This is a genomic window from Novosphingobium sp., assembly GCF_037133355.1.
Classification (GTDB): domain Bacteria; phylum Pseudomonadota; class Alphaproteobacteria; order Sphingomonadales; family Sphingomonadaceae; genus Novosphingobium.
In genome coordinates this window covers 83,408-99,455 of record NZ_JBAXOI010000008.1, presented here as the reverse complement: position 1 = coordinate 99,455, position 16,048 = coordinate 83,408, and the positions used below count along the sequence as shown (strand labels likewise).

General features: G+C 67.6%; 14 protein-coding genes. All 14 read right to left on the bottom strand.

Annotation, left to right across the window (positions count from 1 at the left end; all coding sequences use genetic code 11):
- Positions 1–17: 17 nt before the first annotated feature.
- Positions 18–1,430 (bottom strand): UDP-N-acetylmuramate--L-alanine ligase, encoded by a 1,413-nt coding sequence (gene murC, locus WCL10_RS10050; protein WP_336895498.1) that lies wholly within the window; start codon positions 1,428–1,430, stop codon positions 18–20.
- A 235-nt stretch (positions 1,431–1,665) separates the two neighbouring features.
- Positions 1,666–2,952 (bottom strand): UDP-N-acetylglucosamine--N-acetylmuramyl-(pentapeptide) pyrophosphoryl-undecaprenol N-acetylglucosamine transferase, encoded by a 1,287-nt coding sequence (locus WCL10_RS10045; RefSeq protein ID WP_336895497.1) that lies wholly within the window; start codon positions 2,950–2,952, stop codon positions 1,666–1,668.
- Entirely contained in the window at positions 2,949–4,181 is a 1,233-nt protein-coding gene (locus tag WCL10_RS10040) for an FtsW/RodA/SpoVE family cell cycle protein (RefSeq protein WP_336895496.1), read from the bottom strand. The genes WCL10_RS10045 and WCL10_RS10040 overlap by 4 nt, the downstream gene beginning before the upstream one ends.
- Positions 4,178–5,488 (bottom strand): UDP-N-acetylmuramoyl-L-alanine--D-glutamate ligase, encoded by a 1,311-nt coding sequence (murD, locus tag WCL10_RS10035; RefSeq protein ID WP_336895495.1) that lies wholly within the window; start codon positions 5,486–5,488, stop codon positions 4,178–4,180. Before murD ends, WCL10_RS10040 begins: the two co-directional genes overlap by 4 nt.
- 7 nt (positions 5,489–5,495) lie before the next feature.
- A complete protein-coding gene (gene mraY, locus WCL10_RS10030) occupies positions 5,496–6,560 on the bottom strand; it encodes a phospho-N-acetylmuramoyl-pentapeptide-transferase (protein WP_336895494.1) in 1,065 nt (354 codons plus the stop codon).
- Entirely contained in the window at positions 6,561–8,066 is a 1,506-nt protein-coding gene (gene murF / locus WCL10_RS10025; RefSeq protein WP_336895493.1) for a UDP-N-acetylmuramoyl-tripeptide--D-alanyl-D-alanine ligase, read from the bottom strand.
- A complete protein-coding gene (locus WCL10_RS10020; protein ID WP_336895492.1) occupies positions 8,063–9,532 on the bottom strand; it encodes a UDP-N-acetylmuramoyl-L-alanyl-D-glutamate--2,6-diaminopimelate ligase in 1,470 nt (489 codons plus the stop codon). The genes murF and WCL10_RS10020 overlap by 4 nt, the downstream gene beginning before the upstream one ends.
- The gene (locus WCL10_RS10015; protein ID WP_336895589.1) at positions 9,529–11,247 is read right to left on the bottom strand and encodes a penicillin-binding protein 2; all 1,719 of its coding nucleotides are present in this window, start codon (positions 11,245–11,247) and stop codon (positions 9,529–9,531) included. Before WCL10_RS10015 ends, WCL10_RS10020 begins: the two co-directional genes overlap by 4 nt.
- Before the next feature lie 23 nt (positions 11,248–11,270).
- The gene (locus tag WCL10_RS10010; RefSeq protein ID WP_336895491.1) at positions 11,271–12,059 is read right to left on the bottom strand and encodes a hypothetical protein; all 789 of its coding nucleotides are present in this window, start codon (positions 12,057–12,059) and stop codon (positions 11,271–11,273) included.
- Entirely contained in the window at positions 12,056–13,021 is a 966-nt protein-coding gene (rsmH, locus tag WCL10_RS10005; RefSeq protein WP_336895490.1) for a 16S rRNA (cytosine(1402)-N(4))-methyltransferase RsmH, read from the bottom strand. The genes WCL10_RS10010 and rsmH overlap by 4 nt, the downstream gene beginning before the upstream one ends.
- On the bottom strand, positions 13,018–13,518 hold the full coding sequence (locus tag WCL10_RS10000; RefSeq protein ID WP_336895489.1) for a division/cell wall cluster transcriptional repressor MraZ: 501 nt from the start codon (positions 13,516–13,518) through the stop codon (positions 13,018–13,020). Before WCL10_RS10000 ends, rsmH begins: the two co-directional genes overlap by 4 nt.
- Positions 13,519–13,872: 354 nt before the next feature.
- Positions 13,873–14,355 carry a hypothetical protein gene (locus tag WCL10_RS09995; protein ID WP_336895488.1) on the bottom strand — a complete coding sequence of 161 codons (483 nt, stop codon included), beginning with the start codon at positions 14,353–14,355 and terminating at the stop codon, positions 13,873–13,875.
- Positions 14,356–14,576: 221 nt separating this feature from the next.
- Complete coding sequence (locus WCL10_RS09990; RefSeq protein ID WP_336895487.1) at positions 14,577–14,972, bottom strand: hypothetical protein; 396 nt, start codon at positions 14,970–14,972, stop codon at positions 14,577–14,579.
- A 17-nt stretch (positions 14,973–14,989) separates the two neighbouring features.
- Entirely contained in the window at positions 14,990–15,997 is a 1,008-nt protein-coding gene (locus tag WCL10_RS09985) for a cysteine synthase A (protein WP_336895486.1), read from the bottom strand.
- Positions 15,998–16,048 lie beyond the last annotated feature (51 nt).

The window sequence follows — 16,048 nt, the reverse complement described above, 5'->3', positions numbered from 1 at the left end:
GGGCGCTGAGGGTGGCATTACGCAGCCCCCCGCTTCGCTTCGATCGCGCCGGCCAGCCCTGCGGCCCACTTGGTGATATCGCCCGCGCCCAGGCAGACGACCATGTCGCCAGGCTGAATTGCCCCGGCGAGTTCCTCGGCCAGCGCGTCAGGCCCGGCGATCAGATGCGCAGAGCGGTGCCCGCGCGCCTTGATGCCTTCGACCATTGCTGCGCTGTCCACGCCCTCGATCGGCTGCTCGCCCGCCGGATAGACGGGCGCTGCATAGACCACGTCGGCATCGTTGAACGCGCCCTGAAAGTCTTCCATGTGATCGCGCAGACGGGTGAAGCGGTGCGGCTGGACCACGGCGATGACGCGGCCCTGCACGCCTTCACGCGCGGCGGCGAGAACGGCGCGGATTTCGACCGGGTGGTGGCCGTAGTCGTCAATGATCGGCGTGCCCGCCACTTCGCCGACCTTGGTAAAGCGGCGCTTCACCCCGCCGAACTTCGCAAAGCCGGTGCGGACAAGTTCATCCGACACGCCCATCTCCACCGCGACAGCAACGGCGGCGAGTGCGTTCTGCACATTGTGCCGGCCGGGCATGGGCAGCTCGATACCCTCAATGCGGCGGAACGAGCCGTCGCGCTGGCGCAGCACGGCGGTGAAGCGATTGCCGCCGGGGATCGGGGTGACCGCCTCGCCGCGCACGTCGGCCTGCGCGGAAAAGCCGTAAGTCACCACGCGGCGGTCGCGCACCTTGGGGATGATCGCCTGCACTTCGGGATGATCGATGCACAGGATCGCCGCCCCGTAGAACGGCACGTTCTCGATGAACTCGACGAAGCTCGATTTCACCTTCTCGAACGAGCCGTAGTGGTCGAGGTGCTCGGGATCGATGTTGGTGACGACCGCAAGCGTGCCGTCCAGACGCAGGAATGAGCCGTCGCTTTCGTCGGCCTCGACGATCATCCAGTCGCTGTCACCCAGCCGCGCGTTGGAGCCGTAGGAATTGATGATGCCGCCGTTGATCACGGTGGGATCGATCCCGCCCGCATCGAGCAGGCATGCAACCATCGAGGTGGTGGTGGTCTTGCCATGCGTGCCCGCCACCGCGACGGTGTTCTTGAGCCGCATCAGTTCGGCCAGCATCTCTGCGCGGCGCACCACGGGGACACGCGCTTCGAGTGCGGCGACGACTTCGGGATTGTCGCGCTTCACCGCTGTCGAGGTGACGACGACCGAGGCTCCCGCCACGTTCTCCGCGCGCTGGCCAATCATCACCGGAATGCCGCGCGCGCGCAGGCCATCGACGACATAGCTTTCCGCCATGTCGGAGCCCTGCACGCTGTAGCCCATGTTGTGCATGACCTCGGCAATGCCGGACATGCCGATGCCGCCGATCCCGACAAAATGGATCGTCCCGATATCGATGCCGACGCCCTTCATGCCGGTACTCCGCAAGCAGCAGTCCTGGTCCTCGCCATTTTCGTCAAAGACGCAAATGGGGAGGTGGCCCGCCGCAGGCGGGTCGGAGGGGTAAGGGCGGTGACGATAAACCCCTCCGTCAGCCCTGCGGGCTGCCACCTCCCCATTTGCGCTTCGCGAAAATGGGGAGGAAAAAAGGAGCCACTCTGGCCCATCTGCGCTTCGCCAAAATGGGGAGGGAAAGAACTGGCGCCCGTCATTCGGCGTGCTCCCTGGCAAGCGCCTGGGTCGTGCTGGCTGCCTGCTGCATCGCGTCGACCCGGATCACATCCATCAGCGGCACCCCGCCGAAACCTTCCACGAGATCGGCAAGGTCCGAGACTGCATTGGGCAGGCCGCAGTTCCAAGCGGCATGGGCGGCATTGGCGAGCGTGCCGGGGTTCTGCGCAATGACCTGGATCTGAACGCAGATCTCTTTCGAGAGGCGCTGGATCTGGCCGGCGCGGTCGCTGAGGATCTGATTACGGCGCTCCCCCGAATAGGCATCGGGATCGAGCACGGTAACCGCAGGCTGCGCGATGGCCCGCGCACCGCCCGCGTTCACCATCTCGCGCGCGTTCACGGTTTGGTGATCGTCTGTGGCGATAGGCAGCGGGATCAGGATCGCGGGGCGGCCGACTGCAGTCAGCTCGGCAATGGTCGAGGCCCCTGCCCGCCCGATGAACAAGTGCGCTTCGGCAAGGCGGCTCGCCATGTCCTCGAAATAGGTGCCGAGCTCAGCCGGGATCTGGTGCGCGGCATAGCGCGCGCGCACTGCCTCGAGGTCTTCGGGGCGGCACTGCTGGGTGATCTGCAGGCGGTGCCGCAGCGCGGGCGGGAGCATGGCGAGCGCATCGGGCACGACTTCGGACAGGATCGAGGCGCCCTGGCTGCCACCCGTCACCAGCACGCGAAACAGGCTGTCGTCGCCGAACGCCGGGAACGGTTCGCCGCGCAGCGCGAGAACTTCGGGCCGCACCGGATTGCCGACACGGTGGACCTTGCCCCAGAGCTTAGGATCAAGCCGCTCGACTTCCAGGTAGGCCGTGGCGATCGCATCGACGCGGCTTGCAAGGAAGCGATTGACCCGGCCCAGCACCGCGTTCTGCTCGTGGATCACGGTCGGGATGCGTGCGGTGCGGGCGCCAAGCAGCGCCGGAAGCGCGGGATAGCCGCCAAAGCCGACAACGCAGGAGGGCTGGAAGCTTTCGAACAGGCGCAGTGCCATCGCGCGCCCGCGCCAGATCGCGGAAAGGCCCTTGGCGAGCGCGACCGGGTTCTTGGCGAGCCGCCCGGCGGGCAGGACATGCGCCGGGAGGAACGAAGGCTTGCCCGGGATCTTCGCGCCGCGCTCGTCCGTCACCAACGCGACATGGTGGCCGCGCCGGTCAAGCTCCACAGCCAGCGCAAAAGCGGGGATGAGGTGGCCGCCGGTGCCGCCCGCAGCAAGGACGAAGTGGCGCGACACGCCCGGTGTTTGCCTGGTGGGTGTCTGGATGGTCATGGCCGCACGAGCTCCCTCAGGTCCGTCGTCTCGCGCGAGAGATAGGGATTGCGCCGCGTGATGGCGAGCAGGAACCCGACGCCGAGAAGCAGCGCGATGGTCGAGGAGCCGCCATAACTGATGAGCGGCAGCGTCATGCCCTTGGAGGGGAAGAGCTGGAGATTGACGAGAATGTTGATGAAGGCCTGCCCCGCCAGCTGCGCGGTGAGCCCGGCGGCAGCGAGGACGGTAAAGAGGTCCTCCTCGTCCGCCAGCCGCATCATCACTCGCACCACGATGGCGCAATAGAGCAGCACGATGACCGCGCAGGCAATCAGGCCGAACTCCTCGCCGATCACCGAGAAGATGTAGTCGGTATGCGCTTCCGGCAGCGCCATCTTGCGGCTGCCGAGCCACAGGCCCGTGCCGCTCCACCCGCCGCTGACGAGCGTGCGCATGGCCAGATCGACCTGGTCGAACTCGCTGCCGCCGGTGAGGAAGGCATCGATACGGTGTGTGGCATTGGGATAGAACAGGTAGGCCAGCACGACGATGACGATGCCGCCACCGGCCGTCCAGCCGATCTTCGAAAGGCCGAGACCCGAGAGCAGCACGAGCACGAACCAGACGCCGCAGAACAGCACCGTCGAGCCGAAATCGGGCTGCGCCATGAGCAGGACGCCGATCAGACCCATCAGGCACAGGGTGATCGGAATGACCGGGATATTGGGATCGCGCACCCGCCACGAAAGGATCCACGCAACCGCGATCGCAAATCCGGGCTTGAGGAACTCGGACGGCTGGAGGCTGATGCCGACCCACAGCCAGCGCCGCGCACCTTTCACTTCGCTGCCCAGGAACGGCACGAGCACGAGCGCGACAAGCATCGCAGCCGCAAGCAGGATGGCGCAGCGCCGCGTGGTCTCCTTGGGCAGGAGCGAGGCGACAAACATCGCCAACAGCCCCAGCCCGAGGAAGCGCAAGTGTAGCCAGAAGAAGTGGAGATCGCCGAGCGTCTTGCTGAGGGTCGAAAGCCGGTGTGCGCTGGCGGGGGACGAGGCCGCGACCGCGACGGTGCCAACCGCGACGAGCGCAAGGACGAGGCCGAGGAGCACCCGGTCGATCTCGCGCCACCAGATGACAAGTTCGCTGCGGCGGGTGCGGCGATAGCGGTTCGTGCGCGGGGCGACCTTGACGCCGCCGCCCGGGAGCGCCGTGGCGACCTGCCGGGTGGGTTGGTGGGCGTTCATGCAGCGCCTCGTTCGGCAATCAGGGCCGTCACGATCTGGCGGAAGGAATCCCCGCGCGCCTCGAAATCGCGGAACTGATCGAAGCTGGCGCAGGCGGGCGAGAGCATGACGACATCGCCGGGCTGGGCCGCATCCATCGCCTGGCGCACCGCATCGCCGAGCATTTCGCTGCGCTGGACGGGCATGATCGGCTCGAGCAGATCGGCAAAGCGCGGGCCGGCCTCGCCAATGGTGTAGGCTTGGACGACATGGCTGAAATAGGGCGCGCAGGCATCGAGATCATCACCCTTGGGCAGGCCGCCGAGGATCCAGTGGACGCGCGGCCAGGCCCCGAGCGCGGGTGCGGTGGACGCCGGGTTGGTCGCCTTGCTGTCGTTGATGAAAAGGACGCCGTTGGCCTCGCCCACCCGCTCCATGCGGTGCGGGAGGCCGACAAAGCTCTTGAGCGCGGCGCGCCAGACGGGCTCCGCAATGCCGAGGCGCTCGGCGATGGCGACGGCGATGGCCGCGTTCTGCAAGTTGTGCGGGCCTTGCAGCGAGGGCCAGTCCGCCTGCCCCGTGAGCGCGGCGGGATCAACCACCGCGATATCGTCTGCCGGGCGCGTTGCCGCGACTTCTGCGGCGATGCGGTGCGTATCGGCATCGCCGCAGCCGAACACCGCGAACTGCCCGGGCTGCTGCATTGTGAAGAGCCGCGCCTTGGAGGCGGCATAGCCTTCATAGCCGTCGTAGCGATCGAGGTGATCGGGGCTGAGGTTGATGAAGGCGGCAATATCCGCCGCGAGGCTGTAGGTAAGGTCGATCTGGTAGCTCGAAAGCTCGAGCACATAGATCCCGCCTTGGGGCAGCGGCGGCTGGCCGAGGATGGGGAGGCCGATATTGCCGCCCATCTCGGTGGGGAGGCCGGCTTCGCGGCAGATGTGGTGGACCAGCGTCGTGGTGGTCGACTTGCCGTTTGTGCCGGTGATCGCGACCACCTTGTGCGGCGGCAGGCTGGCGCGGGCCTGGGCGAAAAGCTCAATGTCGCCGATCACCGGCACCCCTGCTGCACGCGCATGGGCGGCGATAGGGTGCCGGTTGAGCGGAACGCCGGGGGAGACGACGACGCCGTCGAACCCGGTCAGATCGATCGTGAGCGGATCGGCAACGGTGGCCTGCCCCTCCACCGCAGCACGTGCGTCCTCGCGTCCGTCCCATGCCGTAACTTCGGCCCCGCTTGCCAGCAGCGTAGCGACACTGGCCAGCCCCGAACGGGCGAGGCCAAGTACCGCATAGCGTTTGCCGGAAAAGGCGGGGGAGACGATCATGCGCGGCTTACCGCACCTTCAGCGTGGCAAGGCCGAGCAGCGCGAGCACGATCGAGACGATCCAGAAGCGGATCACGACGGTCGATTCCTTCCAGCCAAGCTGCTCGAAATGGTGATGAATCGGCGCCATGCGGAACACGCGCTTGCCTGTGCGCTTGTAGACGAAGACCTGCACGATGACCGAAACCGCCTCCATCACGAAGAGGCCGCCAACAATGCCAAGCACGATCTCGTGGTGGATCGAGACCGCGATCACGCCCAGCGTGCCGCCGAGCGCAAGGCTGCCGGTATCGCCCATGAATACCGCGGCGGGCGGCGCATTGAACCACAGGAAGGCGAGGCCCGCCCCCATCACCGCGCCGCAGAAGATCGAAAGCTCACCCGCGCGCGGCACGTGCTGGATGCCGAGATAGTGGGCATAGTCGACGCGGCCGGCGAGGTAGGCGATGATCGCGAAGGTACCCGCCGCGATGATCACCGGCATCGTCGCGAGGCCGTCGAGCCCGTCGGTTAGGTTCACCGCATTGCCCGCGCCGACGATGACGAAAGCGGCGAACAGGTAATAGACTGGGCCCATCGGCACGTAGAGATTGCTGAACACCGGCAGGTAGAGATTGGTGTCCGTAACCACAAGCGAGAGCGCGAGTCCCGCCACTGCAAATTCGGCAAGGAGGCGAATGCGTGCGGAAAGCCCGGCGTGGGCATATTTGGTGACCTTGGCATAGTCGTCGAGGAAGCCGATCAGCCCGAAGCCGAGAGTGACCGCAAGGCAGGCCCAGACGAACTTGCTGGTGAGGTCCATCCACAGCAGCAGCGAGATCGCGAGGCTGATGACGATCATCAGCCCGCCCATGGTCGGCGTGCCGCGCTTGGCGAGGTGCGATTGCGGCCCGTCGGCGCGGATCGGCTGGCCTTTGCCCTGGCGCACGCGCAGCATGTTGATGAAGCGCGGGCCGATGATCAGGCCGATGGTGAGCGCCGTCAGCAATGCCGCGCCCGAACGGAACGACTGGTACCGGATCAGGTTGGCCATGCCTTCGAAATGCAGCCAGTGCGCCAGCAGATAGAGCATTCAGTTTTCCCCGGCCTTCCTGGCCCCGGCAGTCAGCGCGCGCACCAGGGTGCCAAGCCCGACCGAATTCGACCCTTTTACCAGAATGGCGTCTCCCCCCTGCGGACAATCCGCGGCAAGACACTCAGCCGCTCCGGCAGCATTTTCGGCATGGTCGAGTTCGATTCGCCCCGCAAGAACGCCCTCGGCGCTTTTCCCCAGCGCCTTGGCAAGCGCCGCCATTTCCGTGCCGACCAGAATGATCCGCTCGACGCCCGCCGCAATCAGGGGCCCCGCCAGCGCGGCGTGATAGGCATCCGAAGCCTCGCCCAGTTCCTTCATCGCGCCGAGAACGGCGATGCGGCGGCGCGCGGGCACTTCGCCCAGCGATGCAATGGTCGCGCGCATCGAGGCGGGATTGGCGTTGTAGCTTTCATCGATGAGGAGCGCCTTGCCCGACCCGTCGCCAGCGGGCGCGGCGATGACATGGCGCGCGCCGCGCCCGGCAAGCCCTTCCATTTCGGACAGCGCCAGGCCCGCCGCACCCAGATCGCCGCCCGCCGCAGCGACGGCGGCCATGACGGCGAGCGAGTTGTCCACCCAGTGTGCGCCGGGCATGGCAATCGTGTAGCAAAGCTTGCGTAGGCCGAGCGGGCCCGTGAAGGCGGCGGTCACCAGCGTACCGCCGGCAAAGGCGGGCACGGCATCGAGCAACCGCGCGTCGGCATGCGCGCCTCGTCCGAAGCTGACGACGCGCGCGGCGTGGCGCGCGGCGGCTTCGCGCAGCAGCGCATGGTGCGGGTTGTCCGCCGGGATGATCGCGGTGCCGCCCGGCTCAAGCCCTTCGAAGATCTCGGCCTTGGCGTGGGCGATGGCCTCCTCGCCCGAGAAATGACCGATATGCGCGGGCGCGATCGTGGTGACGATGGCGATGTCGGGCCGCACCAGCCGGGTCAGCGCGGCGAGTTCGCCCGCGTGGTTCATCCCCATCTCGAACACGCCGAACTTGCTGCGCGCAGGCATCCGCGCAAGGCTGAGCGGCACGCCGACGTGGTTGTTGTAGCTCTTGACCGAGCGATGCGCGCGGCCCCGGCTGCCCCGGTCGAGCGCGGCGAAGAGCGCTTCCTTGACCCCGGTCTTGCCCGCCGAGCCGGTCACGCCGATCACCACGGCGTCCATTGCATCGACCCGCGCGCGGGCGGCATGGCCCAGATCGACGAGCGCCTGCGTCGTGCTTTCGACCAGCACATGCGGCCAGCCGACCGGGCGATCGACCAATGCGGCCGCCGCCCCGCGCGAGAAGGCGCCCTCGAGGAAGCGGTGGCCATCGCTTTCGGCGCCCTTGAGCGCGATGAACAAGTCGCCCGGCTGGACCTCGCGGCTGTCGGTAGCACAGCCTGAAACCTCGAACGTGCCCGAGGCCTTGCCGCCGGTGGCTGCGGCGATCTCGTCTGCTGTCCAGATCGCAAGGCCGATGGCATCGCTGGGCTCGACCGGCCATTGCAGCAGAGCTGGATGGGCATTCATCGACTGCACTCCCGCGCCACTTGTACATCGTCGAAAGGCAGAACGCGCATGGCCTCGCCGCGTCCCACGATCTGGCCTTGCTCGTGCCCCTTGCCCGCGACAAGCACGATATCGCCCTGGCCGGCAAGCGCGATGGCGCCGGCGATCGCCTCGCGCCGGTCGCCGATCTCTTGCGCGCGATCATCGCAACCCGCGCGCACTGCGGCGCGGATCAGCGATGCATCCTCGCCGCGCGGATTGTCGTCGGTCACGATGACCATGTCCGAACCTGCGCAGGCGGCGCGGCCCATTTCGGGGCGCTTGCCTTCATCACGGTCGCCGCCCGCGCCGAACACGGTGATCAGCCGCCCCGAAGCGCCGACATGCGGGCGCAGCGCAGCGATAGCGGCGGTAATCGCATCAGGGGTGTGGGCATAATCGACATAGATCGGCGCACCGCCTCGCGTGATTGCCGCGCGTTCGAGCCGCCCGCGAACCGGCTGGATGCGCGACAATGCGGTGAGCGTGGCCGCAGGATCGCCGCCGGTCGCGATGACGAGGCCTGCCGCGACCAGCGCGTTGGCAGCCTGATAGGCGCCGATGAGGGGCAGGTCGAGCTTGCGCCTTTCGCCAGCGTGTTCGAGCTCAAGCGTCTGGCCAAGCAGGGTCGGGGTGCGCGAAAGGAGGCGCAGCGTCTCGCCCCCTTCACCCACGGTGATCAACTTGAGCCCGCGCGCCCTTGCCGCTGCAATCGCCTGCCCGGACCACGCATCGTCCGCCCAGATCACCGCCGTGCCGTCCGCAGCAACAACATCGCTGAGCAAGCGCATCTTCGCGGCAAAATAGGCGTCTATCGTGCCGTGATAATCGAGATGGTCGCGGCTCAGGTTGGTGAAGGCCCCGGCCATGACGCGGGGGCCTTCGTTGCGGAACTGGTCGAGACCGTGGCTGGAAGCCTCATAGGCGACATGGCTCACACCCTCCCGCGCAAGGCCCGCGAGATTGGCGAGGAAGGTGACGATATCGGGTGTGGTGAGCCCGGTGGAAACGCTCTCGTCCGCCGTGGTAACACCCAGCGTGCCGATCGAGGCAGCGCTGAAACCCGCCATGCGCCAGAGCTGGCGCGTCATCTCGACGGTCGAGGTCTTGCCGTTGGTGCCCGTGACCGCGACGAGCGTCTCTGGCACCGGCGCAAAGAACGGCGCGGCGAGGCGCGCGAACAGACGCCGCGGGGCCGGGTCGGCGAAATGGACCGCACCTTCCACTTTGGCCTCGGGCCGCGCGACCACGGCGATTGCACCGGCCGCAATCGCAGCGGGGATAAAGTCCTCGCCGTTGAAGCGCGCGCCCGGAAAGGCGCCGAACACCGTGCCGGGGGCGATCTTGCGGTGATCGATGGCAAAGCCGGTGACATTGGCTTCCGCGAGCCGGCCCGCGCTATCGGGCAGAGCCACGCCGGCAGCGGCGGCAAGCGCGCCGAGATTCATTCGCCTTCTCCGCTACCGACCAAGGGGCTGAGGTCGGAAATGTCCACATCGTGATGCGCATCGGGCACGACCCCCAGCATCGGGCCAATGCGCGGCACCAGCCGTCCGACGATGGGTGCAGCGTTCCATGCAGCGGTGCGTTGTCCGGAGGTGGCGGTGGTCGCCTGGGGTTCGTCGAGCATGACGATCACGACATAGCGCGGCTTGTCCATCGGGAAAGCGGCGGCAAAGGTCGCGATCAGCGAGGTCTTGCGGTAGCCGCCACCGCCCGGCTTCTCGGCCGAGCCGGTCTTGCCGCCAACACGGAAACCCGGCGCATCGGCCCTGCGGCCCGTGCCGTCGGCCACGATCATGCGCAAAAGCTGGCGCATGCGCGCGCTGGTCGAGGCCTGAAACACGCGGCGGCCCGGCGGCAGGTGCGCGGGGTCCACCTTGTAGAGCGTCGCGGGGCGCCAGATCCCGCCGTTGACGAGTGCGGCATAGGCCGAGGCGAGGTGCAGCGGGGTGACCGCGATGCCGTGGCCATAGCTCACCGTCATCGTCGTCAGCCGCGCCCAGTCGCCGCTGCCATTCTGCCCGCCGCCATGGGGCCAGAGCGGAAAGCCGCGCGCGGGCAGTTCGATGGTCGGACGCTCGTTCATGCCGAGTTGCTCCATCGTCCGCTTGAGCGCCACCGGGCCCAGCTTGTCGGCCACTTGCGCGGTGACGACGTTGGACGAGTGGATCAACGCTTCGGGCACATTGAGCGAGGCCCCGAAATTGTGGCTGTCGTGGATGGTGAAGCGGCCGATCTGGAGCGGGGTCGCGGGATAGCGCACCGCCAGATCGGTGACCACGCCCGCATCGATTGCCGAGGCCACCGTGATCGGCTTGAAGGTCGAGCCGAGCTCGTAGACCTGGTTCGAGACCCGGTTGAATACGAGATCATTGTAGGCAAGGTCGGACCGGTTGGGATTGAACGAGGGCAGCGAGGCAAGCGCGATGACCTCGCCGCTATCGGCATCGAGGATCACGCCGGCCGCACCGTGCGCCGCCGTTTCCAGCATGCCGCGGCCAAGCTCGTCCTCCAGCGCCCCTTGCGCCCGCGCATCGATCGAAAGCGCGGTGGGCGTGCCGCGATGGGCCGGATCGAGCAGCCGGCCTTCCAGCACCTGCTCCATGCCGACATGGCCCTTGCCCGCCTCGTCGACATAGCCGAGCACATGGGCCGCCAGCGAGCCCTGCGGATAGAAGCGCTGCTCCTCACGCGGGAATTCAAGCGCGGGCTCGCCGAGCGCGAAGACCTTGTTGGCGTCTTCGGGCAAGACGCGGCGGCGCAAGTAGCAGGGCTTGCCCGCCTTCAGCCGCGCGACAAGATCGGCAAAATCGGCATCTGGGAAGATGCCCACCAGCGCGCGCGCCACTTCCTCGGGCGTCTTGACCAGGGGCGAGCCGCCCTCACCCAGCGCCTTGGGATTGAACCACAGCGAATAGGAGGCAAAGGCACGCGCCAGCGCTACCCCGGTGCGGTCGGTGATTTCGCCGCGCGAAGGCAGCAGCGCTTCGGCCAGCGAGGTGCGCTCGGGCGTCTGCTCGAACAGGCCGAGCTGGCCGATGCGCACGCAGGCGGTGAGCGTCACGAAGATGAACAGCAGCATGACCCACAGCGCGCGCACCCGCGCGGTGACGAGCGCAAGCTGGCGCACATTGGCCAGCTGGACCCGGCCCGAAGCCATCGCGGCGGAGGCGGTGAGCGTGTTCAAGGGTTGGACTTGCCCGGCTTGGTGGACTTGGCGACGGCTTTGCCTGATGCCTTGACGGCCTTTGCCGGACTTCCGCCGCCCTTGCCGGGCTTGTCCTTCGCGCCTCCGGCGGCAAGCTTCGCACCCTTGCCCGGGCGCGCCGCATCATCCTTGGCGGACGTCGACTTTTCAGAAGCAGGCTTGGCGAGACCGGCCTTGCGGTCCGACGTCTTTTCGCCCGTGCCCTTGCCCGGCGCGGTCTTGCGCACCGGACCCACGGTCGCCAGCCGCGCGCCGAGGCCGGCGGCAGCGGCTGCACGATCGGTGGGGGCCTTGCGTTCCTCGTCATTGGCCCCGTCAGCTTCCTTGCCATCTCCTGGCGCTTCGGCGCGGGACGCGGGGGCGGAGATCTCGGCAAGGCTCGAGACAATCGAGGGGAACGCCGCCTCTGCCGCGACCGCGTCGTCCGCGCTCGCCACCCGGATCGGTGCGGGGGCATCGGGGCCATCGGGCTTGGCGAAGGCGGCCAGTTGGCGCTCGCTCGAGAGATACTGGCTTGCCGTTGGGGCGATATAGCCAAACTCGACATCATTCCACAGCTTCAGCTGCTGCTGGTTGGCGCGGGTTTCCACCTCGGTTTCAAGGTAGAGCTTCTCCTTGCGCAGCGCGATGATCTGCTGCTCGGTCCGGTGAACCTGGCTACGCAGGGCGTTGACGCGGAAGGCCAGCACCATGACCAGCGCCGCGCAGACGAGCAGCATTGCAATCCAGCCGATCGAGCGGAAGCGGTGGGCGCTGACCATCATGCCGCCAATCCCTTCGAAAACGGCCCATTGCGCGCCGGCGCCGCAGTGCGGACCGCCCAGCGCAAGGTGGCTGACCGCGCACGGGGATTGCGCGCCTCTTCCTCCGGCCCCGGGCGGATCGCACCCGATGGCTTTTCAAATACAGGCTCACCGACCGGGCCACTCATGGGCAGGTGACGCGACCCGGCCGGCATTGCCCCGGCGCCTTCGCGCAGGAACTGTTTGACAATGCGATCTTCAAGGCTGTGGAAGCTGACCACGGCAAGCCGTCCGCCCGGGGCAAGCAGGCGTTCGGCAGCCGCGAGGCCGGCGTGGAGTTCGTCCAGTTCGCCGTTGATATGGATGCGAACGGCCTGGAAGCTGCGCGTTGCGGGATCGCGCGGGGCGCCGGGGCGATAGCCGAGGGCCTTGCGCACCACTTGCGCGAACTGGCCGGTGGTGGTCAGCGGGCGCGCCGCGACAATCGCGCGGGCGATGCGGCGCGACTGGCGCTCCTCGCCATAATGGTAGAGCACGTCGGCAATCGCTTCCTCGGCAGCGCCATTGAGGAAGTCTGCGGCGGATTCGCCCTCTTGCGACATGCGCATGTCGAGCGGGCCATCGCTCGAGAAAGCAAAGCCGCGCGCGGCCTGGTCGAGCTGCATCGAGCTCACGCCGATGTCGAACACCACCCCCTGCACCGAAGCCACACCGACCTCCGCCAGCCCTTCGACCAGTTCGGAGAAGCGGCGCGGATGCAGCACGAGGCGGGGCGGCACCTCTGAAACTTCCCCCCAGGCACGCCCCGCCGCGATCGCATCGGGGTCGCGATCGAAGGCGTGGACGGTGGCGCCGGCACCCAGCAGGCGGCGGGTGTATCCGCCTGCGCCGAAGGTGGCGTCCACGACAAGGCTGCCGGGCCCGGGGTTCAGCGCGGCCATCACCTCATCGAGGAGCACGGGGATATGGGGAGCGCCGCTCATTTGCGCGCTGCCTTGGCAGCATGCTCGGCCATCTTGGCGCGGCATGCGGATTTGACCGAGTCCCAGCCGGGACCCATCGTGAACAGCACCTCCGGCGCCCAGATCGTGATCTGGTAGCCGCCGCCATGGAAATAGAGCGCGTCGGTTACCTCGACCTGATCGCCGAGATATTCGGGAAGCACGAAGCGGCCGGATTCGTCGAAGGTGGCGCGGGCAAAGCCGGCCACCTGGGCCATGCGCTCGTCGATGTCGAAGGGCTCGCCGCGCTCAAGGGCGATGCGTTCCTCTTTCGCGATCTGCTCGGCAAAGCTTTCAGTGCGGGATTCGCCGAAGCCGACGAGGCAGGGATGCTTGTGGTGCTTGTCGAGGCACAGCATGCGGTTGCCGTGAGAGGCTTCACGGACGGTCTGGCGGAAGTCGGCAGGCAGGACGAAGCGGTTCTTTTCGCCGCGCGGCGAAAAGCCCTGCCCCCAATACTGCGACTGCCCCACAGCCACGCGCCGTTTCCCCGCCACGGACGATAGCCTCCCGACCCGGCCACGCACCCTCGCGTGGCCGACTCATCCCACGCGGATGCGTCATGGAGTCCGTCCTGATGGGAGGATGTCTTAACGCGGGAGGCCCCGGGCGAAAAGGGGAAAATGCGGGAATTCACGTTCAGATATTGATTCAAGTGGATGAATCTTTGCAGAAGTGCCTCGCGTGCCCTTCCCTTTCTCCGGTGAGCCCTCGACAGAATCGACGCAAATCCGCCAAGAATCAACCAGTCCGACAGGCCACACCCGTACCTTCCCGAGCCGTTCCCGTACTTTCCCCTAGGCCTTGACCCGCGGTTTCCCGCAAATCCCCATTCAGCGCGCGAAGGCCCGCCGCATCAGGACTCGCAAGGCCCGCGCCCGCACTGCGGCGGCCGTGCCCTCGACGGGTTCAAGCAGCGCGGCATCGGCCAGAATCAGCGCTTTACCGGCCCCGATGCAGCATTCGGCAAGGAGCCCGGCTCGGTCGATCCGGCATTCAGGCGCGGCGCCCGGGCGCGCGGTCAGCGTGCCCGGCAGGCTTACCGGCAGCCCCCCTCCCGCATTTTCCCGCGCCGCCCCCGGATCGAGCCGCAAAACAAGACCCCAGTGCGCGAGAATCGGCTCCAGCAGCACCGTATCGGCTGGGCGGCGCGGATCGCCCAGTGCGAAGCGGCTTTCCTCCGTGAGCAGCGGATCAGCGAAGAGCAGCAAGTGCCCGCCGCGCCGCACCCATGCATCGAGCGCCACATTCTCCGCAGGTTCCAGCGGGCGCGGCTGCGCAACGATCAGATCGGCGAGGCCATCGGGTTTGAGCAAGGTATCGAGCGGGACGAGGCGGCGACCGTCCTCCAGCGCGCCGCGCGCCCAGTGCGGCTTGGCGGGGGCGGAAAGCTGCGCTGCGATCCCGTCTTCCTCGGACCACAGGATCGGCAGGCTGGTGAAAAGGCCCAGCGCGGGGCGCTGCTCCGGCGGTGCGGCGCCCTTGCATGCAGCAAGTGCGAGCGCGAGAACGCCCGCGACAAGGAAGCGGCGCGGGCTCAGTTGCCCTGGGGGCGAGCCGGGGGCCGCGCGGGCTTGTTGCCGCTGCCCACCGGGAGTTCGGGCGCAACGCCCATATCGACCAGCGGATCGCTGGCCGTGCTGGGGCTGGCGCTGGCACTGGCGGCAAGCGCGGCGGGGTTGCCGGCCGTGGTGCGCTCGACCTGCTTGGCCCGGTCCATGATCACATTGGCGAGGCTGACAAGGAGCAGCATTCCGGCAAGGCCGAACAGCCCTACCTGCAAGCGGTGAACCGCCTGTGCCCGCAGCTCGCGCGGCCCCGGATGCGCCGGCTGCAGCGCAGCGAGCCGCGCAGCTTCGTCGGACGCGGAGCCCGAAGCCACAAACGGGTCCGTCGCCGCAGCGCGATCACCCAGAAGGCCGAAAAGTGCCATGCCCCCCTTTTACTCTCTCACGCGAGCCAGGGGAAGACCGGCAGGCCCTTCGTGCGCAGCCATTCCGGATTGTAGAGCGAGGAGAGGTAGCGAAAGCCTGTATCGCACAGGATCGTGGCCACGCGCTTGCCGGGGCCGAGCTGCTTGCCCAAGGCCACGGCGCCCGCCACGTTGATCCCGCTCGAAAGGCCAAGGCACAGGCCTTCCTCGGCCAGCAGGCGGCGGACCCATTCGAGGCCTTCCTCGTCCGAGATGCGGAACTGCGTATCGATCGGCGCGCCTTCGAGATTGGCAGTGATGCGGCCCTGCCCGATCCCTTCGGCGACCGAGCTGCCCTCTGCCTTCAATTCGCCGTGGGCGTAGTAGTTGTAAAGCGCGGCGCCGTGCGGATCGGCGAGGCCGATGGTGACGCTCTCGTCGAAAGCCTTGAGGCCAAAGCCGACGCCCGCGATCGTGCCGCCAGTGCCCGCCGCGCAAATGAAGCCGTCGATCCGGCCTTCCATCTGGGCCCAGAGCTCGGGCGCGGTGCTTTCGATATGAGCGCGGCGATTGGCGATATTGTCGAACTGGTTGGCCCAGATCGCGCCTTCAGTCTCCTCGGCAATGCGGCGCGAGGTGTGGACGAAGTGGCCCGGATTGGAAAACGGCGCGGCGGGGACAAGCACAAGCTCGGCACGCAGCGCACGAAGCGTGTCCATCTTCTCGCGCGACTGCGTCTCGGGCATGACAATCACGGTCTTGTAGCCCAGCGCATTGGCAACGAGCGCAAGGCCGATGCCGGTGTTGCCCGCGGTGCCTTCGACAATCGTGCCGCCGGGCTGCAAGGCGCCCCGCGCCTCGGCATCGCGCACGATCCACAGCGCGGCACGGTCCTTCACGGAAGCGCCCGGATTGGCAAACTCGCACTTCCCGTAGATCTCGCAGCCGGCTGCCTCGCTGGGCCCCTTCAGGAGCACGAGCGGCGTATTGCCGATGAGGGAGAGTGTATCGGGCAGGATCGCGGGCGGTGGGACGGTGTTTGTCATGGCGCCCGAGGTAATGCCCCGCTGCGCCCGCCGCAACGGATTTGCGCTTTC

Coding starts and splice junctions, on each gene's coding strand:
- murC (WP_336895498.1), bottom strand. CDS start 1,430: ATGAAGGGCGTCGGCATCGATATCGGGACGATCCATTTTGTCGGGATC.
- WCL10_RS10045 (WP_336895497.1), bottom strand. CDS start 2,952: ATGACCATCCAGACACCCACCAGGCAAACACCGGGCGTGTCGCGCCAC.
- WCL10_RS10040 (WP_336895496.1), bottom strand. CDS start 4,181: ATGAACGCCCACCAACCCACCCGGCAGGTCGCCACGGCGCTCCCGGGC.
- murD (WP_336895495.1), bottom strand. CDS start 5,488: ATGATCGTCTCCCCCGCCTTTTCCGGCAAACGCTATGCGGTACTTGGC.
- mraY (WP_336895494.1), bottom strand. CDS start 6,560: ATGCTCTATCTGCTGGCGCACTGGCTGCATTTCGAAGGCATGGCCAAC.
- murF (WP_336895493.1), bottom strand. CDS start 8,066: ATGAATGCCCATCCAGCTCTGCTGCAATGGCCGGTCGAGCCCAGCGAT.
- WCL10_RS10020 (WP_336895492.1), bottom strand. CDS start 9,532: ATGAATCTCGGCGCGCTTGCCGCCGCTGCCGGCGTGGCTCTGCCCGAT.
- WCL10_RS10015 (WP_336895589.1), bottom strand. CDS start 11,247: ATGGCTTCGGGCCGGGTCCAGCTGGCCAATGTGCGCCAGCTTGCGCTC.
- WCL10_RS10010 (WP_336895491.1), bottom strand. CDS start 12,059: ATGATGGTCAGCGCCCACCGCTTCCGCTCGATCGGCTGGATTGCAATG.
- rsmH (WP_336895490.1), bottom strand. CDS start 13,021: ATGAGCGGCGCTCCCCATATCCCCGTGCTCCTCGATGAGGTGATGGCC.
- WCL10_RS09990 (WP_336895487.1), bottom strand. CDS start 14,972: ATGGCACTTTTCGGCCTTCTGGGTGATCGCGCTGCGGCGACGGACCCG.
- WCL10_RS09985 (WP_336895486.1), bottom strand. CDS start 15,997: ATGACAAACACCGTCCCACCGCCCGCGATCCTGCCCGATACACTCTCC.